Annotated in this window: 20 protein-coding genes; 16 read left to right on the forward strand and 4 right to left on the reverse strand. The window is 39.6% G+C overall.

Annotated elements, in window-relative coordinates:
- Nucleotides 1-68 precede the first annotated feature (68 nt).
- The 6 genes from pyrD to PVK79_RS13675 all read left to right on the forward strand — a co-directional run bounded on the left by pyrD (nucleotide 69) and on the right by PVK79_RS13675 (nucleotide 7846).
- A complete protein-coding gene (pyrD, locus tag PVK79_RS13650) occupies nucleotides 69-1079 on the forward strand; it encodes a quinone-dependent dihydroorotate dehydrogenase (protein ID WP_145233821.1) in 1011 nt (336 codons plus the stop codon).
- 120 nt (nucleotides 1080-1199) lie between these two features.
- A complete protein-coding gene (locus tag PVK79_RS13655) occupies nucleotides 1200-1730 on the forward strand; it encodes a cell division protein ZapC (protein WP_257325918.1) in 531 nt (176 codons plus the stop codon).
- Between the two features lie 89 nt (nucleotides 1731-1819).
- Nucleotides 1820-3937 carry a bifunctional 23S rRNA (guanine(2069)-N(7))-methyltransferase RlmK/23S rRNA (guanine(2445)-N(2))-methyltransferase RlmL gene (rlmKL, locus tag PVK79_RS13660; RefSeq protein WP_145233826.1) on the forward strand — a complete coding sequence of 706 codons (2118 nt, stop codon included), beginning with the start codon at nucleotides 1820-1822 and terminating at the stop codon, nucleotides 3935-3937.
- Nucleotides 3930-4166 (forward strand): glutaredoxin family protein, encoded by a 237-nt coding sequence (locus PVK79_RS13665; RefSeq protein WP_182730950.1) that lies wholly within the window; start codon nucleotides 3930-3932, stop codon nucleotides 4164-4166. The genes rlmKL and PVK79_RS13665 overlap by 8 nt, the downstream gene beginning before the upstream one ends.
- Before the next feature lie 15 nt (nucleotides 4167-4181).
- Complete coding sequence (uup, locus tag PVK79_RS13670) at nucleotides 4182-6101, forward strand: ATP-binding cassette ATPase Uup (protein ID WP_145233830.1); 1920 nt, start codon at nucleotides 4182-4184, stop codon at nucleotides 6099-6101.
- An 11-nt stretch (nucleotides 6102-6112) separates the two neighbouring features.
- Nucleotides 6113-7846: a DUF3466 family protein gene (locus tag PVK79_RS13675; protein ID WP_257325921.1), complete on the forward strand. Its 1734-nt coding sequence runs from the start codon at nucleotides 6113-6115 to the stop codon at nucleotides 7844-7846.
- A gap of 110 nt (nucleotides 7847-7956) precedes the next feature.
- Here PVK79_RS13675 and PVK79_RS13680 read toward each other — a convergent pair whose 3' ends face one another.
- The gene (locus tag PVK79_RS13680) at nucleotides 7957-8466 is read right to left on the reverse strand and encodes a DUF2062 domain-containing protein (protein WP_145233835.1); all 510 of its coding nucleotides are present in this window, start codon (nucleotides 8464-8466) and stop codon (nucleotides 7957-7959) included.
- A 225-nt stretch (nucleotides 8467-8691) separates the two neighbouring features.
- On the opposite strand from PVK79_RS13680, the gene PVK79_RS13685 reads away from it, so the two are divergent.
- From PVK79_RS13685 to tcdA, 7 genes are read left to right on the forward strand one after another with little or no spacing between them, the layout of a single operon-like run.
- Nucleotides 8692-10725, forward strand: a complete 2034-nt coding sequence (locus PVK79_RS13685) for a DNA internalization-related competence protein ComEC/Rec2 (protein ID WP_310736411.1) — start codon at nucleotides 8692-8694, stop codon at nucleotides 10723-10725.
- 58 nt (nucleotides 10726-10783) lie between these two features.
- A complete protein-coding gene (gene msbA, locus PVK79_RS13690; protein WP_257325924.1) occupies nucleotides 10784-12529 on the forward strand; it encodes a lipid A export permease/ATP-binding protein MsbA in 1746 nt (581 codons plus the stop codon).
- Nucleotides 12526-13506, forward strand: a complete 981-nt coding sequence (lpxK, locus tag PVK79_RS13695; RefSeq protein WP_182730948.1) for a tetraacyldisaccharide 4'-kinase — start codon at nucleotides 12526-12528, stop codon at nucleotides 13504-13506. Before msbA ends, lpxK begins: the two co-directional genes overlap by 4 nt.
- Nucleotides 13496-13693 (forward strand): Trm112 family protein, encoded by a 198-nt coding sequence (locus PVK79_RS13700; protein WP_145233843.1) that lies wholly within the window; start codon nucleotides 13496-13498, stop codon nucleotides 13691-13693. The genes lpxK and PVK79_RS13700 overlap by 11 nt, the downstream gene beginning before the upstream one ends.
- Complete coding sequence (kdsB, locus tag PVK79_RS13705) at nucleotides 13681-14439, forward strand: 3-deoxy-manno-octulosonate cytidylyltransferase (protein WP_145233845.1); 759 nt, start codon at nucleotides 13681-13683, stop codon at nucleotides 14437-14439. Before PVK79_RS13700 ends, kdsB begins: the two co-directional genes overlap by 13 nt.
- Nucleotides 14440-14442: 3 nt before the next feature.
- The gene (locus PVK79_RS13710; RefSeq protein WP_257325926.1) at nucleotides 14443-15117 is read left to right on the forward strand and encodes a TIGR01621 family pseudouridine synthase; all 675 of its coding nucleotides are present in this window, start codon (nucleotides 14443-14445) and stop codon (nucleotides 15115-15117) included.
- Nucleotides 15118-15918: a tRNA cyclic N6-threonylcarbamoyladenosine(37) synthase TcdA gene (gene tcdA / locus PVK79_RS13715; RefSeq protein WP_182730946.1), complete on the forward strand. Its 801-nt coding sequence runs from the start codon at nucleotides 15118-15120 to the stop codon at nucleotides 15916-15918.
- On the opposite strand, the gene PVK79_RS13720 is transcribed toward tcdA, so the two are convergent.
- From PVK79_RS13720 to PVK79_RS13730, 3 genes are all read right to left on the reverse strand, one after another.
- A complete protein-coding gene (locus PVK79_RS13720) occupies nucleotides 15915-16328 on the reverse strand; it encodes a SufE family protein (protein ID WP_145233851.1) in 414 nt (137 codons plus the stop codon). The genes tcdA and PVK79_RS13720 overlap by 4 nt on opposite strands.
- Nucleotides 16329-16341: 13 nt before the next feature.
- Entirely contained in the window at nucleotides 16342-17556 is a 1215-nt protein-coding gene (locus PVK79_RS13725; protein WP_145233853.1) for an aminotransferase class V-fold PLP-dependent enzyme, read from the reverse strand.
- A 132-nt stretch (nucleotides 17557-17688) separates the two neighbouring features.
- The gene (locus PVK79_RS13730) at nucleotides 17689-18975 is read right to left on the reverse strand and encodes a citrate synthase (RefSeq protein ID WP_145233855.1); all 1287 of its coding nucleotides are present in this window, start codon (nucleotides 18973-18975) and stop codon (nucleotides 17689-17691) included.
- A gap of 411 nt (nucleotides 18976-19386) precedes the next feature.
- Between PVK79_RS13730 and sdhC the strand changes: the two genes are divergently transcribed.
- The 3 genes from sdhC to sdhA are packed head-to-tail and all read left to right on the forward strand — an operon-like array spanning nucleotide 19387 to nucleotide 21875.
- Nucleotides 19387-19764, forward strand: a complete 378-nt coding sequence (gene sdhC / locus PVK79_RS13735; RefSeq protein ID WP_145233857.1) for a succinate dehydrogenase, cytochrome b556 subunit — start codon at nucleotides 19387-19389, stop codon at nucleotides 19762-19764.
- Entirely contained in the window at nucleotides 19755-20102 is a 348-nt protein-coding gene (sdhD, locus tag PVK79_RS13740) for a succinate dehydrogenase, hydrophobic membrane anchor protein (protein ID WP_145233859.1), read from the forward strand. The genes sdhC and sdhD overlap by 10 nt, the downstream gene beginning before the upstream one ends.
- Nucleotides 20103-21875, forward strand: a complete 1773-nt coding sequence (sdhA, locus tag PVK79_RS13745; protein ID WP_182734755.1) for a succinate dehydrogenase flavoprotein subunit — start codon at nucleotides 20103-20105, stop codon at nucleotides 21873-21875.
- Nucleotide 21876 lies beyond the last annotated feature (1 nt).

Below are 21876 nucleotides of genomic sequence, written 5' to 3' on the forward strand. Positions count from 1 at the left end.
TAATCGTTAAAATTGTTATACAATACCCCAGCCTAGTCTGGGGTATTTTTTTATTAAGAGGATTATTTATGTTTTACGATCTTGCTCGCCGTTTTATGTTCACCCGTGATGCGGAATGGGCCCATGAATTTGCACTTCATAACTTACGCCGTTTTAACAATACCCCATTCAGTGCTGCATGGTCGCAATCAGTGGCAGATCGTCCAGTCGAATTTTTAGGTTTACAGTTTAAAAACCCAGTAGGATTAGCAGCTGGCCTTGATAAAAATGCAGAATGTATTGATGCGTTTGCAAAGATGGGTTTTGGCTTTATTGAGGTAGGTACTGTGACACCTCGTCCACAAGTCGGTAATGACAAGCCGCGTATTTTCCGTCTGCCAGAGTCAAATGCAATTATCAATCGTATGGGCTTTAATAATAAAGGTGTTGATAACCTAATTAATAACGTTAAGGCTGCTAAATACGACGGCATTCTAGGTATCAATATTGGTAAGAATAAAGATACCCCAAATGAACAAGGTAAAGACGATTACATCCACTGTATGCGTAAAGTTTTTGAACATGCCTCATATATTACTGTCAATATCTCATCACCAAATACGCCTGGACTTCGTGATCTGCAATATGGTGCTGCACTGGATGATCTATTGCAAAGCCTTAAAAATGAGCAGCTTGATTTGATCGCCAAACATAATAAACAAGTGCCAATGCTAGTAAAAATTGCTCCAGACCTTGATGCTGTGCAAATAGCTCAAGTTAGTGAATCATTATTAAATAACAACATCGATGGTGTAATAGCGACGAATACTACCTTAGAGCGCGCTGCGGTGCATGGACAACAATATGCTGATGAAGCCGGAGGCCTGTCAGGTCAGCCAGTACGTGAGCGATCCACTCATGTAGTGCAAGAATTAAAACGTTTAACCGCAGGTAAGTTGCCGATCATTGGAGTGGGCGGAATTGATGATGCTGCCAGTGCGAAAGAAAAATTATCAGCAGGTGCAGATCTTGTACAGGTATACACTGGATTTATATATAAAGGACCGCAATTGGTAAAAACGATCCTGCAAGGCTTATAAGGATCCGTTATTTAAGCTTTTGATCGTTCAATAAATGTTCTAAAGAAATATATATTAATTGGTCAAAAGCCGCTATACTACAATATTCATAAGATTAATTAGTAAGGGCGTAGGGAACGCATGTTACAAGCATCAAAGCAGTGGAAATGGATTGCTTGTCCAGTAAGAAATCGTTTATTGATCGATTTAGATCAAGATATGCAGCTGTGCACGCCTTATAAACTACGTCAACTCACCGATGCTATTTTAACCCAACCTAACTTTAGTTTAGAAGATGCCGCCTTTTATCAGCAGGTTTACCAATATCTTGATGGATTCAATCTATGGAATGGCGCGCAGCTATGTCAAATTGCGCTAAATGCGACAGCAGCTAAATTTTATTTAAAGCCAATGCTGGCAAAAAGTTGGTTTTTCGAACCCTACAAAGGCAATGAGCCCAGTATAGAAGCAGTTATAAAATTGCAAACTAGCGAACAAAGTGGTGAGTTTTTGATTGTTGACCACTGTAAAGAAGCCTCTTTATGCATTTGTCTATCTGAGCATTTTAAGCTTGATGAAAACTTAAGCCTTAATCAATTTGAAGCTATTCGTATACTTAACAATCGTGTCCATCCAATTTATAACCACGCACAAAACAGTAAAACAGCCTAGCATATTTTTTATAGTTCCTTTGTTTATCGCGTGTTTGTCTCCCAACCTATGTTATAATCCCGCGCAATTAGCTATTAAGGGTTATTACTTTGCATTTTATCGCACTTACTTCTATCGGAATCGAAAATTTATTGGTTGATGAACTTACTGACATTGGCGCTACGGTGACCAAACAAACAGTCGGTTCTGTGCGTTTTGACGCCGACACTACATTAGCACAAAAGGTCTGTTTAATGAGCCGCTTCGCGACACGAGTGCTGATGTTGATCGAAGAGAAAGAGGGCGTAAATAATAAAGAAAGCCTTTACAATTTTGCTCGCTCACAGCCTTGGCAGGAATGGTTTGGTCCAACGCAAACTTTTGCAGTCGACTTTAATGGTACCAACGACTCACTTAAAAATACCCAGTTCTCAGGTTTAGTGATCAAAGATGCGATTGTTGATTATTTTAATGATTTATTTGAACAGCGGCCAAACGTTGATAAACAAGATGCCAATGTACGCGTTGTTGCGCGTTTATCGCGTCAAGGTGTGGCCATGTATATCGATTATTCAGGACCGCGTTTATCTGAACGTGGTTATCGAGAAGGTCAAGGTAAGGCACCTATTAAAGAGCATTTAGCGGCAGCACTGATCAAACGCAGTGGTTGGCTTGACAATGTTCAACAGCCGCTATTTGATCCCTGCTGTGGTGCAGGCACTATTTTGATTGAAGCTGCTGGCATGGCGCGTAATGAAGCGCCGGGTTTATTCCGTGAGGGATTTGCATTTGAGCGCTTACCAAGTTTCCGTATTGCTAAATACAAAGAGTTAAAAGAGCAGCTTACAGCACAAATTACAGATCCTAAATTATGGCTTATTGGTCATGACAATGACGCTAATGTACTAAGCAAAGCAGTAGATAATGCTCGTAGAGCTGATCTAGGTGATGTGATCAAGTTTAAACAAAGCGATGCAACTAAGCTTACCTCAGTGGCAAAATTACCAGGTGTGGTTATTTCAAATTTACCGTATGGTGAACGTATTGGTTCGATGGCTGAGTTGGTAAGTTTACACAGTGCTTTAGGTACAGGCTTTAAAAAACATTTTAATAACTGGAAACTTGCCCTACTAGGCATGGATGAGAGTTTATTTAAATTATTAAAGCTGGTGAAACTCAAGCGTTATAAATTTAAAAATGGTCCACTTGATGTGGTACTTAATTTATATCAACTTGATGACAAACAAGTCAGCCAAACAACTGAAGATAAGCCTGCATTGAACTTTGAAGGTTCGATGTCGTTTGCTAATCGGGTTAAAAAGAATAAGCAAGGCTTGAAAAATTGGCTCAAACAAAATGATGTGCAGGCCTATCGTGTCTACGATGCTGACATTCCTGAATACAATGTAGCCGTTGATATTTATGGTGATTCAGCGGTAATATTTGAGTACGCTGCGCCGAAAGAAATTGACGATGTAACAGCGCACAAACGTTTACAAGACGTGATTTCGTTAACCTCACAGCAGCTCAATATCGCACCTGGAAATATTGCTGTAAAAGTACGTAAAAAGCAAAAAGGTGAAGAGCAATACACACCAATGGCTAAGCAAAATCGTACTCAAGTAGTTGAGGAGTTTGGCGCGAAGTTTAAAGTCAATTTATTTGATTACTTAGATACTGGCTTGTTTTTAGACCACCGTCTTGCTCGTCGTTATATCCAAGAAAATGCCAAAGATAAACGCTTCTTGAATTTATTTGCCTACACAGGGACAGCCTCTGTACATGCAGCTCTGGGTGGCGCTAAAGCGATAACCACGGTTGATCTATCGAAAACCTATTTGAAATGGGGCCAAGATAACTTTGACCTGAACAATATCAGTAATACCCGTTATCGTTTTGAACAGGCTGATTGTTTGAAGTGGCTTGAGCATGCCACAAGCCAATACGATTTGATCTTTTTAGATCCGCCAACGTTTTCAAATTCAAAACGCATGAAAGATGCTTTTGATGTACAAAATGATCATATTAAATTACTGACATGGGTTAAAAAAATTCTCAGTCCATCTGGCACGTTGATTTTCTCGAATAATATGCGTGGCTTCACCATGGATGAAGTGGGCTTGATTGGCTTAGGCTTAAAAGCTGTTAATATTTCAGAGCAGACGATTTCTCCTGACTTTAAACGCAATAAAAAAATACATAATAGCTGGTTGATAACCCATGGCTAAGTGGATTTTGTATCATACCGATGGCTGTCATTTATGTGAGCAAGCGCAGGGCTTGATCACGCCGTTGTTGGGTGATGATCTGTTACAGCTTGTTGATATTATGAGTGATGAAGAATTAATTACAGAATATCAGACCAGTATACCCGTTTTAAAAAGCGATCAAGGCCCGCAATTATTTTGGCCTTTCACTGCGCAAGATGTGCGTCAGTTTTTTACGCAAACAGAATAAGAGTAAACAGATAGTATGGATTTAATTAGAATTTCTAAAGCTCAACTCGCGTATGGTACGCATCCACTGTTAGACAACGCTGATGCCGTCATCGAAACTGGTGAGCGTGTGTGTGTAGTTGGTCGTAATGGTGCGGGTAAATCAACGTTACTAAAAGTCCTTGATGGCCAAGTTATTTTAGATGATGGTGAAATAAATCAGTTAGGTAGTATTAAAATATCTCGTCTAGAGCAAGATCCACCAAAAGGAGCTAGTGGCTCGGTGTTTGATTATGTTGCTCAAGGTATGCCTGAGATTGCAAATTTATTAATTGATTTTCATCACGTCAGCACTGAGTTACAAACTGACTGCACAGATAAACTACTTAATAAACTTGAACGTTTATCAAATCAACTCGAAGCTGCAGATGGTTGGCGTTTTGATAGTAGAATTCAACTTGTATTAACACAGTTAGAATTAGCACCAGAAGCCAAACTTGAATCACTTTCTGGTGGCTGGTTACGCAAAGTTGCCCTTGCACGGGCACTTGTCAGTGAGCCGGATTTATTATTACTTGATGAGCCTACTAACCATTTAGATATGGAAAGTGTAATGTGGCTTGAACAATTCTTAAAAGAGTTTAAAGGCGGTATTGTCTTTATTTCTCACGACCGTGCGTTTATTCGTGCAGTGGCGACGCGGATCTTAGACTTAGATCGCGGTAAGCTGATTTCATACCCTGGCGATTATGCTACTTATTTAGAGCAAAAAGCCCATGATTTAAAAGTAGAAGAAACGCAAAACGCATTATTTGACAAACGCTTAGCAGAAGAAGAAACGTGGATCCGCCAAGGTGTAAAAGCACGTCGAACGCGTAATGAAGGCCGTGTCCGCGAGCTTAAACAGCTACGTAATGAACGCAAACAGCGTGTTGATCAAGTGGGTAAAACTGACTTCAATATTGAAACGGCAGACCGTTCAGGAAAATTAGTATTTGAAGCTAAACATCTAAATCATGCATTTAATAAAGACAAAGTAATTGCCAATGACTTCTCTACATTAGTTATGCGTGGCGATCGTATTGGCTTAGTTGGCCCTAATGGTATTGGTAAGACGACTTTATTAAAACTGCTATTTGGTGATATTGAAGCTGATGCAGGGATTGTAAAGCAAGGGGTGAACTTAGAGTTTGCTTACTTTGATCAATACCGCCAAAAGCTTGATGAAGAAGCCACCGTACAAGATAACGTTGCCGAAGGTAAGCAAGAAGTAATGATGGGCGGACGCTCACGTCATGTACTCGGTTATTTACAAGACTTTTTATTCCCGCCTGCGCGTGCTCGTACACCGGTTAAAGCACTCTCTGGCGGTGAAAAAAATCGCTTATTATTAGCTAAACTATTTTTAAAACCATCAAATATTCTTGTGCTTGATGAGCCGACCAATGATTTAGATATAGAAACCCTCGAGCTGTTAGAGGATATTATTAATCAGTATCAGGGAACCGTGTTAATTGTAAGCCATGACCGTGAGTTTATTGATAATACCTGTACCAGTGTTTGGGCATTTGAAGGTAATGGGGTAATTACAGATATTGTCGGTGGTTACAGTGATTATGAAGCCTATGCTAATTATTTATCACAGGAACAAAAAAAACAGCTAACTACACCTGCTAAAAAAGAAGCAGTCGTTGCACCAGCTCCTGTGGCTAAAGCAGATAACAAAAGTAATAAACTCTCTTACAAATTAAAACTTGAATTAGAACAATTACCCAGTAAGCTGGAACAACTTGAACAAGCATTAGAAGCGCAGCAAGTTGTGGTTAATGACGCTGATTTCTTTAAACAAGATGCCAGTGCGACAACCAAAGAATTGAACCATTTAGCACAACTTGAGTCTGACCTTGAAGCCGCTCTGGAGCGCTGGGAAGAACTTGAAGATTTAAAGAATCAGTAGTAAGGACTAAAATGAAATATAAATTACTCGCGGCTAGTATTCTAGCTACGATGAGTACATCAGCAATCAGTGCAACATATCAGTTGACAGAGCTGAGTTCTTTAGACGAAGCCAAGCATAATTACGTAAAAGATGTCAGCGAAAGCGGCTATATTATCGGGCAGTCTAACGGCTTATATAACTTACCCATAGATGTGAGTTACATCGATTTTACAGATAACTTAATTAAAAATGCATATAGCAACCAAGAAAACTACTTTGAGTTAATTGATAAAGAAATTACCTTTACCTTAGATGATATTGAAAACAATAATGCAGCGGCGACTAACCCAGACGCACATAGTTTTATGCTTTCATTTTTATCAGCACAAGCTAACAACCCAGAATATCAAAAATTGGCTAATATCATCGGTTACAATATTTTGGACGGTATAGCGCAAGAACAAGTTCTTTTTGATGTTGCATCAGTTGATTATGATGGCCTAACACGATCAGTTAGCAATAACTATAATGCAGTAGCAGAAGACGGTATTACGGTAGGTTGGGGCAGTGCGCCTTATGAAAAAACCAGTTTTCTTCCTGATGGTGAAACTGAAGAAGAAACACAATTTGTGCGTGATTTTATCTCCCGTGGCGTTGTTATATCACCATCCGGTTTAAATGTGCCATTAGTGCCAGAATATGCTGAACATGGCGGCTTAAGTTCAGCCAACGGTATAGTTAAAACCAACACAGGATATATTGTTGTCGGGCAAGTATCAACGGGGATCCCAGTTGATAGACAAGAAAATATTGATGATAACTGTGATGGTGAAGATGAACCTGTCAGTGTTTGTATTGAAAATTTGCATAGAAGTACATCATCACGACTGTTTGATAGCCGTGCTATTAAGTGGACACTTGATACAAACTTAAATATTACTAAAACTGAACCGCTTGGTTTAGGCCTTACGCCAGAAGAGGATGACGGGTTTGCATTTATAAGTAATGCACTCGCTGTTAATAGTAATGGCATTGTTGCTGGTTACTCTGACATTCGTGATAATGATAGATCGTCAACAATCAGAGCATTACCTGTTTATTACAAAGACGGTAACGTTGTTGAAATCCTCAATCAAGAAGATGATTGGACTGGTGGTAAGTCAGTAGCCATTAATGAAAATAACATTATTGTTGGCTATGGTATAAAAAGAATTGAAGGCGCTGATCGTCTTAAGTTTTTCTATCATGATATTGCCAGCAGCAGTACTGTATTCCCAAAAGATTTCTTTAATAGTTCTACTTCAGTTGCCAATGATATTAATGATAATGGTTATATTGTTGGTGAAGGTGAAACTGACGTATTTAATGTTGGTGCGCGTCGCCGAGAAGGTTTCCTGTACAAGATTGGTGAAGATGCGATTACAAACATAAATGATTTACTGCCTTGCTATGAAGCAGACGGTGAAACTCGTTATGGTTATGTCGTTGCAGAAGCGAAAGTGATTAACAATAAAAATGAAATTTTTGGTGTTGCTACTAAAACAGTAGAAAAAACTGATTCATTAGGTGGTATTGTTCGTGATATTAATGGTGAGATAGAATACGAAAGTATTGCTGTGCCAGTGAAGTTATCTCCTATTAATGGGACTATTGATAGCTGCTCTGATCCTGAAACTGACACATATGAGCGTCAATCGTCTAGTTTCCCTTGGTATACGTTATTATTACTTCCTCTAGTTGGTATACGTCGTATATTTCGTTAGTTTTTGAAATTATTACTGGGTGATCCAGCATTAACGGTCACTTAGTATTGAAAAAAAACCCTGCTTTGCTAAGCAGGGTTTTTTTTGTCTATACTTTAAATTAGAAACAGTTATTTTTTATGACGATTTAACCATGCTTTACGCACTGAACGACGCCATAGTAAATCAACACCGAAGTAGCCTATTACTGATGCGATACAAGCACTGATCAAAGAGCCAACTAAAAAAGCAGGGCCAATAGTTGTTAAGCTTTCCATAAACCATTGCCAACTTGGTTGAAATGCAAAATGTTGTTCCGGCTGTCCTAACACTAATGTGCCAATTAAATACGAACAATAAAAGATAGGTGGCATGGTTAGCGGATTAGTGATCCAAACTACTGCGACAGAAATAGGAAGATTTACTCGTAACGGAATTGCCAATGCAGCAGCAAGCACCATCTGAAAAGGAACCGGAATGAAAGCAAAGAATAAACCGACGGAAAATGCCCCACGAGCTGAACGACGATTTAAATGCCATAGATTGGCATCGTGGAGTAAACGACCAAAAATTTTTAAATATTTATGATGTTTAACTTTATTGTGATCGGGTAAAAACCGTTGGATCGTTTTTTTAGCCATTTAAAGCAACCATTTACATCTGTTTGGTTAAGCGTTGGGTTTGTCGTTGGTTGTATTATAACCGTTTTTTATTATCAGACCCTTGTATTTACAGTTTTCGCGTTATCTCTGTTAATTGCGAGTCTCTATTTTAAGCCGTTTTACAGTGTATTGTTAGGTTTTATTTGTGGAATTTTGTGTGTATGGGTACATTTTACCAGCTTCTACGCAATTTCCAGCTTGGCTTTGGATGAAAATAAACCATATCTAAGTAATATTACGATTGTTGAGGTTATTTCTCAGCGTGATCACTATTATTTAAAAGTTCAGCTCAATAAGATAGATAATCAACCTCTATCAAATATTAAGCCTCCTTTTGCATTGCTGACTTTTAATAACGACCAGTTACTTAAGGTGGGTGATCATGTTAAAACGTGGCTTGAATTAGAAAAATATCGCAGCCAAAAAAATTATGATGTGTTTGATAAAGAGCGTTACGCATTTAGTGAGCGACTATTTTTTAAAGGCAAGCAAGTTGGTAGTATTATCGAAATCTCTAATAACTATGAAGCTGACCTAATTGAAAAATACCGTAATTTTATCAAACACACCTACCAACATAACTCGCTAAATTGGCTGTATTATCCGCTACTGACTGGCGACCGCAGTGCTATGAGTTTTTCACAAAAGCAAGAATTACAACAATTTGGTATTAGCCATTTATTAGCCATTTCTGGATTACATATTGGCTTGATGTTTAGTATCGGTTTTTTTATAACCCGCTACTTAATAAGTTTTTTTATTTTTGTGGTTAAACCAACAGTACAGCAGATCAATTTGTCGCTTATTTATAGTTTAGGTGGATTTGTGCTTGCTTTTAGTTATGTGTACTTAAGTGGTTTTATCGTATCGGCAACTCGCGCTTTGATCATGTTAGGATGTTATTTAGTTATTTATTACTTTGCTAAACAGGCACTGCGCTGGCGATTTATCTTGTTTGCATTAGTATGTGTATTGCTCATCGACCCATTTAGTTTACTTAATCCAGGACTTTATTTTTCATTCACTGCGGTAGCAATTATCTTTTGGGTTTTTAGTGTCATAACCATAACCAGCTCCGGCTTTTTAGCCATCATAAAAACACTCATTACCCTACAGTTTGCTTTGTTTATTGGTTTATTACCGCTATCGCTTTATTATTTCAATGGGGTCAGCGTAATTGGCTTAGTTGTTAATTTAGTGGCTATCCCATTACTTGGTTTTATTATCATGCCTTGCTTAGTATTATTTTCCGCAATCAGTGTATTTATTGATATTAGCGGGTTGATTAGTGTGTTTGATTCATTATTACAGCATATTTATCAGCTCTTATTGTTGATCCCACAGAATTTTCGTTGGTTTGATACCACAAATTTTAGCCAGCAATTGCTTGTTAGTAGCTATATTGCAGCAATAATTGTGTGTTTTTTGCCCTGGCGTTTGTTGGCATGCATACCATTACTACTGGTTGTACTCGATCACTATTTACTGACCAAACCGCGCTGGCAGCTTAATGTATTCGATGTGGGTCATGGCACCATGGTGTTAGTCAGTAATCAAGACAAAGGTTTTATTTATGATCTTGGCCCAATTTATTTTAATACATTTACGCGGGTCAATAGCACCTTAATACCCTATTTAAAAAGAAACGGTATTGATGTTGAAGTTTCGCTTATTAGCCACATGGATAAAGACCATGCCGGAGGGCTTACCCATTGGTTAGAGCATGGTTACCAGCATACTTTTAAATTGCTACAACCAACTGGCCCAGAGCAAGTTTGCAGAGCGGGCGAATATAGTTTTTATGACTTAATCATTACCGTGAGCGAGCCGGCACAGCATTTAATAACTGACAATGATAACTCTTGTGTAGTGCATATCAGTGATGGCAGGTTCAGTGTTTTGCTTCCTGGTGATATTTCAACAAAAAGAGAAGCACAACTAATCCAGCAGCAAGGTGTGCTTAAAAGTACGGTATTATTGAGTCCTCACCATGGTAGTAATACCTCATCAAGTGATGCATTTATTCATGCGGTTGCTCCTGAGGTTGTTATTCATTCAACGGCATATAAAGGGCAGTGGCAATTTCCACGTACAGAAGTTTTAGCACGTTATGCTAAGCAGCACGCTTTACAATATACAACAGCTGAAAAAGGGCAGGTTAAAATTGAGTTTTATCAACATCACTACACAGTAAACCTAGCTCGTGAAGATGAAAGTTATTGGTTTCTAAAAGATTGAGTTTAGTTTTGTGCAACTGGAGGCTACAATAGCCACAGATTATGAATAAGAGAGTACTATGGACCAAACTACATCACAAATTTATAAGCGTTTATTGACGTATGTGGGGGATTATAAAAGCGTTGCCATTTTTGCTGTGATTGGCATGATTGGCTACTCAGCTATGGATGCTTTATTTATCCAACTAATGAAGCCATTTATAGATCAGGGCTTAAATCAACGCAACGCTGAAGTATTAAAATACGCACCATTTGTTGTCATCGCGTTAGTGTTTGGCCGGGGTATTTTTAACTATATCTCGTCTTATTGTTTAAGTTATGTGGGTTCACAAGTTGTCCGCTCGTTACGTCAGCAATTATTTGAGCATATTTTACATTTACCCGTTGCCTTTCATGATCAAAATTCAACTGGGGATTTAATTTCAAAAATAACGTTCGATACCGAGCAAGTGCAGCAAGCGATCACCAAAGCAATGCTTATAGTAGTCAGAGAAGGCGCATTTGTGGTGTTTTTACTGGCTGTTATGTTTTATACAAGTTGGAAGCTGTCATTAATCTTTTTGATCATAATCCCCCTGGTGGCAGTTATTGTTTCCGTTGTATCAAAACGTTTTCGTCTTATCTCTAAAAATATTCAATCGGCAATGGGGCAAGTTACCCGTAGCTCAGAGCAAATGCTCAGTGGCCATAAAGTGATTCATGGCTTTGGCGGTCAACAGCAAGAAATAACCCAATTTGCAAAAATTAATAATCATAATCGTCAGCAGCGTATCAAAATGGATGCCACTAAAGCACTTAGTGTGTCTGTGATTCAAATTTTGGCTGCAAGTGCAATGGCAGTTATTCTCTGGGTGGTTTCTATGCCATCAATGATTGATACAGTGAGCTCTGGGGATTTTGTGGTGCTTATTTCATCGATGATGATGTTATTACGCCCTTTAAAGCAATTAGCTAATGTAAATAGCGATTTACAGCGTGGCATATCCGCAGCGCAAAGCATTTTTTTAGTGCTTGACCAAGAGGCCGAAAAAGACGTTGGTACAATTAGTGTAGATAAAGTAAAAGGTATGATTGAAGTTAAAAATGTCACCTTTAATTACCCAACGAAAGCAGAAGCTGTATTAAAAAACTTATCGCTCACTATAAAAGCGGGCGAGAGTATTGCGTTAGTTGGGCGTTCAGGTTCTGGTAAATCAACTATTTCAAACTTATTACCACGTTATTATGACTTACAACCGCCAAGCGAGATTTTACTCGATGGCGTGCCACTGGCGGATTATAAGTTAACAGATTTACGTCGCCAATTTGCTCTAGTATCACAGCAAGTAGTGTTGTTTAATGACACCATTGCCAATAACATCAGTTATGGTATTGCACGTCCACTTAGTGATGACGAGGTCTTGAATGTGGCAAAACAAGCACATGTGTGGGAGTTTGTGAAAGATTTACCCGACGGTCTAAATACCATGGTCGGTGAAAATGGCGTTATGTTATCTGGCGGGCAACGCCAGCGTATAGCGATTGCAAGAGCAATCTTAAAAGATGCACCAATTTTGATTTTAGATGAAGCAACTTCTGCATTAGATACAGAGTCTGAAAAACTGATCCAGCACGCTTTAGAAGCATTAATGAAAAATAAAACCTCTATTGTGATTGCTCACCGATTATCAACAATAGAACAAAGCGACCACATCTATGTTATTGATAATGGTCAAGTGATAGAAAGTGGTGATCACATCAGCTTACTGGCTAATGATGGCACGTATGCAGCGCTTTGCAAGATGCAATTTGGTGAGCACGGGTGAGTAAATTAGAACAAAGCTGGTATCGAGGTATAAGCTTTCTTACCGTATTACTTTTACCACTGAGTGGATTATTTTGGTTTATAAGTAATCTGCGTAAATTAGCGTATGCGCTAGGTTTATTGAAGGCATACCAAAGCCCTGTGCCAGTTATCGTGGTAGGTAATATTAGCGTCGGTGGTAACGGGAAAACTCCCTTTGTGATCTGGCTTGCGGATTACCTACAGCAGCGTGGCTTAAGGGTTGGCATTATTAGTCGAGGCTATGGCGGCAACAGTGATAGCTATCCACTCACTGTGACTGAGCATACTGATACGACTCAGGCAGGTGATGAGCCGGTACTTATTCAACGCAGGCTTGACTGCCCTGTAGTTGTAGGCCCAGATCGACAAGCTAATGTAAAGCAATTAATTGCGCAACATCAGCTTGATGTGATTATTTCCGATGATGGTATGCAACATTATAAAATGGCCAGAACAATAGAGTGCTGTATTGTTGATAGTCAACGACGTTTTGGCAATGGCTTGTTAATGCCTGCGGGGCCACTGAGAGAAACACAAAAACGTTTAAAATCAGTTGATTTGGTTATTGAAAATGGGGGGAATGCCATGTTTAATTATCAGCTAAGAAGTGCTGATTTAGTAAATGTTGCCACTAATATAGCCACTAAAGTCCCGCTTTTGAGAGGTCACGCAGTGAGCGCCATTGGTAATCCACAACGTTTTGAAAATAGCTTACGTCAACAAGGCATTACATTGCTAAGTTGTCATCATTTTCGAGATCATTATGGTTATACAGCACAAGATTTCATAAAATTTAATGATGAAATAGTGTTTATGACGGAGAAAGATGCGGTAAAATGTCACTCATTTGCAAAACCAACGTGGTATTTTTTACCTGTTGACGCAGAGCCATCCCCTGCGGTGGTATCTAAACTTAACTTATTACTGAGAGAAAAAGGGATCCTAGATGGCCTTTGATACAAAATTACTTGAAATAATTGCTTGCCCAGTGTGTAAAGGCAAATTACGTTTAGACAAAGAAAACAGTGAATTGATCAGCACAGCTGCAAAACTTGCTTACCCTATTCGAGATGATATTCCTGTATTACTAGAAAATGAAGCGCGTGAATTGAGCTTAGAAGAGATTGAAAAGTGGAATTCGTAGTCGTTATTCCAGCGCGCTTTGCATCGAGTCGTCTACCAGGTAAACCCCTTGCTGATATTTGTGGCAAACCTATGATTCAACATGTTTATGAAAAGGCGATGGCGTCAGGGGCTAGTAAGGTCGTAATAGCCACCGATCATCAACAGGTTTTTGATGTTGTCAAAGGCTTTACTAATAATGTCTTAATGACTCGAGATGATCATCAGTCAGGCACTGAACGGCTAGCTGAAGTTGTTGATTTATTATCACTTAATAACGATATTATTGTAGTGAATGTGCAAGGTGATGAGCCTTTATTAGCCGCTGAAAATGTCTCGCAAGTTGCAGCTTTACTTGCTAATTCAAGTGCGCCAATGGCGACCTTGAGTGCCGCCATTGAGAATGTCGATGAGATCTTTAATCCCAATGCAGTTAAAGTCGTCAGCGATGTAAATAAAAATGCACTGTACTTTTCTCGTGCCAGCATTCCCTATGATCGTAGTCATATGTACACTGGTGAGAATAACGGATTAGACACACAAGATTTTCAACGTCATGTGGGTATTTATGCATACCGCGCTGGTTTTATTAAACAATACATCTCACTGACGCCATCCCCATTAGAGCAACTTGAATCTCTTGAGCAATTACGTGTTTTATATCATGGCTATAAAATAAAAATAGAACAGGCAAAAATAACACCGCAAGCAGGGGTTGATACGCCTGATGATTTAGCGCGTGTAATTGCTATACTGCAAAGTCATTAAGTGGTGAACACGTTCACATTACTCAAGGTTATAGCAAAGCACCTTGATTTTTATATTATAGAAAAACCTGCCGGGCTTAATTTCCATAGTGAAGAAGGCCCAGGTTTTGTAGTACTCGCTGAGCAACAACTCGCAGAAAAGTTATATGCTGTGCACCGCCTTGATAAAGTGACATCGGGGCTAATAATTTTAGCACGCAGTAGTGAAGCGGCTGCAAAGCTGACAGTTTTATTTACTGCTCATCAAGTTAATAAGTTTTATTTGGCGATAAGTGATTGCAAACCGAAGAAAAAGCAAGGTTGGATCAAAGGGGATATGGCTAAATCACGCCGTAGTACCTATAAGCTACTAACAAGTAAAGAAAACCCAGCTATAACTCGCTTTTATTCTATTAATTTTAAAGCCAATAGAAGGGCATTTATCTTAAAGCCTTACTCGGGTAAAACGCACCAATTACGGGTCGCGCTAAAAAGCCTTTCTGCGCCGATTTTAGGTGATGTAATATACGGTGGTACTGCTGCTGAGCGCACCTATTTACATGCTTTTGCACTAAGTTTTGTGTGGCAAGGTAAACTACAGCAATTTAGTTTGTTACCGCATTACGATGATGAGTTTACAACATTAATTGAACATGAAAATTTTCAGCCTTGGCAGACACCATGGCAACTGGATTGGTAAATGAGTGAAAAAGTAACCGATATCCGTTTTGGTGGTATCAAAAGATTATATGGCAACACTGAATTTGAATGGCTACAACAAGCCCACTTTTGTGTTATTGGTATTGGTGGCGTGGGCTCGTGGGCGGCAGAGGCTCTAGCACGTACTGGAGTTGGTAAAATAACCTTAATTGATCTTGATGATATTTGTGCAACCAACGTGAATCGGCAAATACATGCATTAACAGGCACGGTGGGTGAAGCAAAGGTTGTCGCAATGAAGGCCCGCTGTGAATTGATCAATCCACTGTGTGAGGTCAGTGTTGTCGATGATTTTATTACTTTAGATAATATTCGTGAGCATATAAGTGGTTTTGACTATGTCATAGATTGCATTGATGCAGTAAAAGAAAAAGCGGCATTAATAGCGCATTGTAAACGTAACAAAATACCGGTGATCACCACCGGTGGTGCTGGCGGTCAAACTGATCCGAGTCAAATCACTTTTGGTGATGTAGCAAAGACCACCCATGATCCATTACTGGCAAAAGTCCGATATATTTTGCGCAAACAGTACAACTTTAGTAGTAATCCAAAGCGAAAATTCAACATCGATTGTGTTTATTCAACTGAGCAATTGGTATATCCAAGTACTGATGGCAGCGTTTGTCATGCTAAACAGGGGGCTGATGGCTCCATGAATATGGATTGTAACAACGGTTTTGGTTCAGCGACTATGGTAACCGGAAGTTTTGGTTTTTTTGTCGCAGCAAAATCAATACGTAAATATTTAGATCGCTGCGCACGTACCGTGAAAAATTAGTTTTTCTGTTCTGCCATGGTTTGAATACGCTCAACCATGGCTTTAATACCGTTGCCTCTGGAAGGACTAAGGTGCTGGATAAGCCCTAAATGATTAAACTGTGCAAATGCGTCAGTGTTAATAGCTTGTTCAGGGGTTAAACCATTATAAAGCGACAGAATAATCGCTAATAACCCTTTTACTATACGGGTATCTGAGTCACCAATAATAACCAAGCAATTTTCTTCAAGATCAAAATCCAAATACAGCCAAACTTTACTCTCACAGCCAGGTACAAGGGCATCGCTGGTTTTTAAAACAGCCGGCATAGCTGGTAATTGTTTACCTAGTAGCATTATTTCACGGTATTTTTGTTGCCATGATGGCGAGCTCTCAAGCGATGAAGCAATTTCTTTAAACGTTTTAATCATGTCTTATCCATAATTAGTCTAATAACTCTAAGCAATTTTGCAAAGCAGCGATAAATAAATCAACATCGCTATGGTTATTATAAAATGCAAAGCTGGCTCGAACACTGCCATTAATACCTAAATGTTGCATTAATGGCTGAGCACAATGATGACCGCTGCGAACTGCTATACCATAACCATCTAAAAGTGTTGCTATATCGAAAGGGTGTTCGTCTTTATAATTGAAACAAAGGGTACCAATATTGTTCTCAATGTTGCTATAAACGGTAATTCCTGCGATGGCTTGCAGTTTTTCTGCCGCATAATTAAAAATTACTTGTTCATGAGTATATACATTAGTCTTATTTAAACTGGTTAGATAATCGATTGCAGCTGCAAAAGCGATCACTGCAGCAATGTTTGGTGTACCTGCTTCAAACTTTGCTGGCGCCTGACGAAATATTGTTTTTGCTAATGTAACAGTTTCAATCATTTCGCCACCAGTTTGATACACGGCTAAACTATTTAATCGATCATAACGACCATATAATCCTCCTAATCCGGTCGGCCCGAGCATTTTATGAGCCGAAAAAACATAAAAATCACAACCAAGTTGAGGTAAATTTGGCTGTAAATGCAGCGCAGCTTGCGCACCATCCACTAAGGTAATTGCGTCATGGCGTTTTGCGGCATGTAATATTGGGTCAAGATCTGTGATATTACCAAGCGCATTAGACGCGTGAGTGATAGCAAGTACAGATGGCTTATGCTGACTGATGAATTCAACACATGCTTGAACATCAAAGCTGCCATTTTTTTGTAACGGAAGTGCCAGCAGCTTTGCTCCCGTGCGCTTTGCTAACTGTTGCCATGGCACAATATTAGCGTGATGCTCTAAGGCTGAAATGATGATGGTTGAATCATTATCAAGCTGCTCAGTTAAACCATTCGCAACTAAGTTTATTGCCTCAGTAGCTCCTTTGGTCCAAACTAACTCATTTGCGTCGATATTAAAATAATTGGCAACGGTCTGTCTTGCTTGTTCATAGGCGTGGGTTGCTTGTTCGCTTAAGGTATGGCGGCCACGATGAACGTTAGCATTATTACGTGCGTAAAAATGCTCAGTCGCGCTGATAACTGACAGTGGTTTTTGGGTGGTTGCAGCCGAATCAAGATAGACCAGCGGTTGCCCGTTGATGAGTTGTTTTAGGGCAGGAAAGTCTGCGCGAATTTTTTCTATATTAAACATAACTTTTCAACATCAAGCACACCAAAGCCGAATTAAAAACTGAACCGGAATTGTAATGGCTTTGTGATATTTCTCAAGGACTAGATACAAAAAAGGCCGCAAATGCGGCCCTTTTTAGCATCAACTATAAAATTAACGCTTGTCTGTTGCTACGTAATCACGGTGTGTGTGACCAGTATATAGCTGACGTGGACGGCTGATCTTATGACCAGGTTGAGATAACATCTCGTCCCAGTGTGTGATCCAACCAACAGTACGTGCCATTGCGAAGATCACAGTGAACATGCTTGTTGGGATACCAATTGCTTTTAAGATAATACCTGAGTAGAAGTCTACATTAGGGTAAAGTTTCTTCTCAACAAAGTATGGGTCTTCTAATGCAATTTGCTCAAGTTTCATTGCAATATCCAGCAACGGATCTTGAATATTAAGCTCAGCAAGTACTTCGTGACAGGTTTGACGCATTACAGTTGCACGCGGATCGAAGTTTTTGTAAACACGGTGTCCAAAGCCCATAAGACGGAATGGGTCCGACTTATCTTTTGCTTTAGCAACGTATTCGTCGATGCGATCAACAGAGCCAATTTCTTCTAACATGTTTAAACATGCTTCGTTAGCACCGCCATGTGCAGGGCCCCAAAGTGATGCGATACCTGCGGCAATACATGCATATGGGTTAGCACCAGAAGAACCAGCTAAGCGTACTGTAGACGTTGATGCATTTTGCTCGTGATCAGCGTGAAGCATAAAGATTTTATCCATTGCTTTAGCAGTCACTGGATTAACTTTATATTCTTCAGCTGGTACAGAGAACATCATATGTAAGAAGTTTTCTGCATAGCTTAAATCATTGCGTGGGTAAACGAATGGTTGACCTACGTTGTATTTATAAGCCATCGCTGCGATAGTTGGAAGCTTAGCAATTAATTTTACAGCACTTGTTTTACGTTGTGTTGCATCAGTAATATCAAGATCTTCATGATAAAAAGATGATAATGCACCAACTACACCACATAGCATAGCCATTGGATGGGCATCAAAACGGAAGCCTTGGAAGAAGTTTGCAATTTTCTCATCAAGCATCGTGCTATGTGTGATTTGTGATGCAAAATCAGTATATTGCTCTTTAGTTGGTAATTCACCGTTTAACAGTAAATAACACAACTCAACATAATCTGAGTCTTCGGCTAGTTGTTCAATTGGGTAACCACGGTGAAGTAATATCCCTTTGCCACCGTCGATATATGTAATTGAAGATTCGCAAGAACCAGTCGACATGAAACCTGGATCATATGTGAAATGACCGTGAGCACCTAACGTACGTACATCGATTACATCCTGACCAGCAGTACCTTGGTAAATTGGAAGTTCGATTGGATCTAGACCATCAATATGGACTGTGGCTTTCTTATCCGCCATCTATTTATCTCCTATTAAGATAACAACTCTGATTGTTATGTTCTGAATCTGTTTAAGCACATCCTTTTCATTTTAACGTGAAAGAGGGGGTTAAAGTCAATTTTTATAAACATTATGCACAAATGTATAATAAATATTCTGACGGGATTAAATATTATACCATTGGCTAATTCGCAAATAGCTCTAACTAAACAAGAATTGTAAAAAGACCTTTGGCTATATATACTATCGAAGGTTTTATACCGTATTGTCTGTAGGTAAACGTTATTTTTACAGCTAATCTTTGCAAAAATGTGAATTTTAGTCGTAACAAAAAGCTTTACTTAGATAGTTCCATCAGAAAAATCGTTTTCTGGTGGGTTAAGAAAAACAAGTAGATGAGCTCCTAGTGGGCAAGATGGGCAAGTAACTGTGAAAAAGCAAAGACCTGTAAATCTAGATCTAACAACTATATCAATGCCGGCAACGGCTAAAGCATCAATTTTTCACCGCGTCACCGGTGTTGCGTTATTTTTTGCTTTAACGTTTGTCATTTGGGCTTGGTCTGAGTCTCTTTCTTCTGCTGAAGGTTTTGAATTCGTCAAGGGTCTGTTTAGCGGATTCATTGCCAAATTTATAGCTTGGGGCACCATTTCCGTATTGGCATACCACCTTATCGGCGGTATTCGTCATATCATTATGGATATGGGACATTGGGAAGAACTTGAATCAGGTAACCTCAGCGCTAAAATTGCTATGGCACTTGGCGTTGTGGCTTCTGTTCTAGCAGGGGTGTGGATATGGTTTTAAATCAAGCAACTCTAAAGCGTGATGGTGTACAAGATTATGTCTCATTACGTACCACGGCACTAGTAATTACCGCGTATGCGATTTTTATTATCGGCTACTTCTTATGTACACCAGAAGTTACTTTTGAAGCATGGCAAGGCCTGTTTTCAAACCTCGCAATGAAAGGGTTTACGTTAATTACCCTCGTTTGCATTATGGTTCATACCCGTATTGGCCTTTGGCAAGTACTGACTGATTACGTGAAAAATGCAACATTACGCGCTGTTTTAGGGTTTGTATTAAACCTTATGGCCGTTGCATACGTAGCTATTGGTCTAATCGTTTTATGGGGTGTTTAAGTGAAATATTCTGTTCGTGAATTTGATGCCGTTGTGATTGGCGCAGGTGGTGCGGGTATGCGCGCAGCACTTGCAATCACTGAATCAGGTAAAACCTGTGCGCTTATCTCTAAAGTATTCCCAACCCGTTCTCACACTGTGTCTGCACAAGGTGGTATTACGGTTGCTTTGGGTAACTCACATGAAGATAACTGGGAATGGCACATGTACGATACTGTTAAAGGTTCCGATTTCATCGGTGACCAAGACGCTATCGAATATATGTGTAAAACAGGCCCAGAAGCAATTACTGAATTAGAAAACATGGGTCTACCATTTTCTCGTTTTGAAAATGGCCGTGTTTACCAACGTCCTTTCGGTGGTCAATCGAAGAATTTTGGTGGTGAGCAAGCTGCACGGACTGCGGCTGCAGCTGACCGTACTGGTCATGCGTTATTACACCTTCTTTACCAGCAAAACGTTAAAAACAAAACCAATGTATTTTCTGAATGGTATGCATTAGATTTAGTTAAAAACGATGATGGTAATGTTGTTGGTTGTACTGCAATCGATATCGAAACCGGCGAAGTTGTTTACTTTAAATCTAAAGCTGTTGTACTAGCAACGGGTGGCGCAGGTCGTATCTTCGCATCAACGACTAATGCACACATCAATACTGGTGACGGTGTTGGTATGGCAACTCGTGCCGGCATTTCTATGCAAGACATGGAAATGTGGCAATTTCACCCAACCGGTATTGCTGGTGCGGGTACGCTAGTAACAGAAGGTTGTCGTGGTGAAGGTGGTTATCTTTTAAATAAAGATGGCGAGCGTTTCATGGAACGTTATGCACCGAATGCAAAAGATTTAGCGTCACGCGATGTTGTTGCTCGTTCAATGATGACAGAAATCCGTGAAGGTCGTGGTTGTGATGGTCCTTGGGGTCCACACATTAAGCTTAAGCTTGATCACTTAGGTGAAGAAACGCTTAATCTACGTCTTCCTGGTGTATGTGATCTTGCTAAAACATTTGCTCACGTTGACCCTGCTAAAGAGCCAATTCCAGTAATTCCTACTTGCCATTATATGATGGGTGGCGTACCAACCAATGTAAATGGGCAAGTACTACAAATCGATGCCCAAGGCAATGAGAAAGTAGTTGAAGGCTTATTTGCAGTTGGTGAGATTGCCTGTGTATCTGTACACGGTGCAAACCGCTTAGGTGGTAACTCATTGCTTGATTTAGTGGTATTTGGTCGTGCAGCTGGTAACTTCTTAGGTACATACCTAAATGATGTTGAAGTATCTAAAGATGCCTCTGAGTCAGATTTAGAAGCGTCACTTGCTCGCTTTAATCGTTGGGAAAACTCAACAATTGGTCAAGGCGAAGATCCAGTCCAAATCAAGAAAGATCTACAGCAATGTATGCAACTTAACTTCTCGGTATTCCGTGAAGGTGAGTCAATGGCAGCAGGTCTTAAAGAACTTAAAGAAATTCGTGAACGTCTGCAGCATGCGCGTCTTGATGATAAATCATTAGACTTCAACACTGCACGTATCGAATGTCTAGAGCTAGATAACATGATGGAAACAGCGTACTCAACTGCAGTCGCTGCAAACTTCCGTACAGAAAGCCGTGGTGCACACTCTCGCTTTGACTTCCCAGATCGTGATGACGAAAACTGGCTATGTCACTCTGTTTTCAATCCGGTAACGGATGAAATGAGCAAACGTGATGTTAACTATGCGCCTAAACTGCGCGAAGCATTTCCACCTAAAGCACGTACCTACTAGG

This window comes from Pseudoalteromonas rhizosphaerae, assembly GCF_028885455.1.
GTDB lineage: Bacteria > Pseudomonadota > Gammaproteobacteria > Enterobacterales > Alteromonadaceae > Pseudoalteromonas > Pseudoalteromonas rhizosphaerae.

Bases quoted from the DNA above. Each gene is read 5' to 3' on its own strand.
- PVK79_RS13680 (WP_145233835.1), bottom strand. From the start codon at position 8,466: ATGGCTAAAAAAACGATCCAACGGTTTTTACCCGATCACAATAAAGTT.
- PVK79_RS13675 (WP_257325921.1), top strand. From the start codon at position 6,113: ATGAAATATAAATTACTCGCGGCTAGTATTCTAGCTACGATGAGTACA.
- PVK79_RS13665 (WP_182730950.1), top strand. From the start codon at position 3,930: ATGGCTAAGTGGATTTTGTATCATACCGATGGCTGTCATTTATGTGAG.
- PVK79_RS13720 (WP_145233851.1), bottom strand. From the start codon at position 16,328: ATGATTAAAACGTTTAAAGAAATTGCTTCATCGCTTGAGAGCTCGCCA.
- uup (WP_145233830.1), top strand. From the start codon at position 4,182: ATGGATTTAATTAGAATTTCTAAAGCTCAACTCGCGTATGGTACGCAT.
- sdhD (WP_145233859.1), top strand. From the start codon at position 19,755: ATGGTTTTAAATCAAGCAACTCTAAAGCGTGATGGTGTACAAGATTAT.
- PVK79_RS13655 (WP_257325918.1), top strand. From the start codon at position 1,200: ATGTTACAAGCATCAAAGCAGTGGAAATGGATTGCTTGTCCAGTAAGA.
- PVK79_RS13730 (WP_145233855.1), bottom strand. From the start codon at position 18,975: ATGGCGGATAAGAAAGCCACAGTCCATATTGATGGTCTAGATCCAATC.
- pyrD (WP_145233821.1), top strand. From the start codon at position 69: ATGTTTTACGATCTTGCTCGCCGTTTTATGTTCACCCGTGATGCGGAA.
- PVK79_RS13725 (WP_145233853.1), bottom strand. From the start codon at position 17,556: ATGTTTAATATAGAAAAAATTCGCGCAGACTTTCCTGCCCTAAAACAA.
- msbA (WP_257325924.1), top strand. From the start codon at position 10,784: ATGGACCAAACTACATCACAAATTTATAAGCGTTTATTGACGTATGTG.
- PVK79_RS13700 (WP_145233843.1), top strand. From the start codon at position 13,496: ATGGCCTTTGATACAAAATTACTTGAAATAATTGCTTGCCCAGTGTGT.
- tcdA (WP_182730946.1), top strand. From the start codon at position 15,118: ATGAGTGAAAAAGTAACCGATATCCGTTTTGGTGGTATCAAAAGATTA.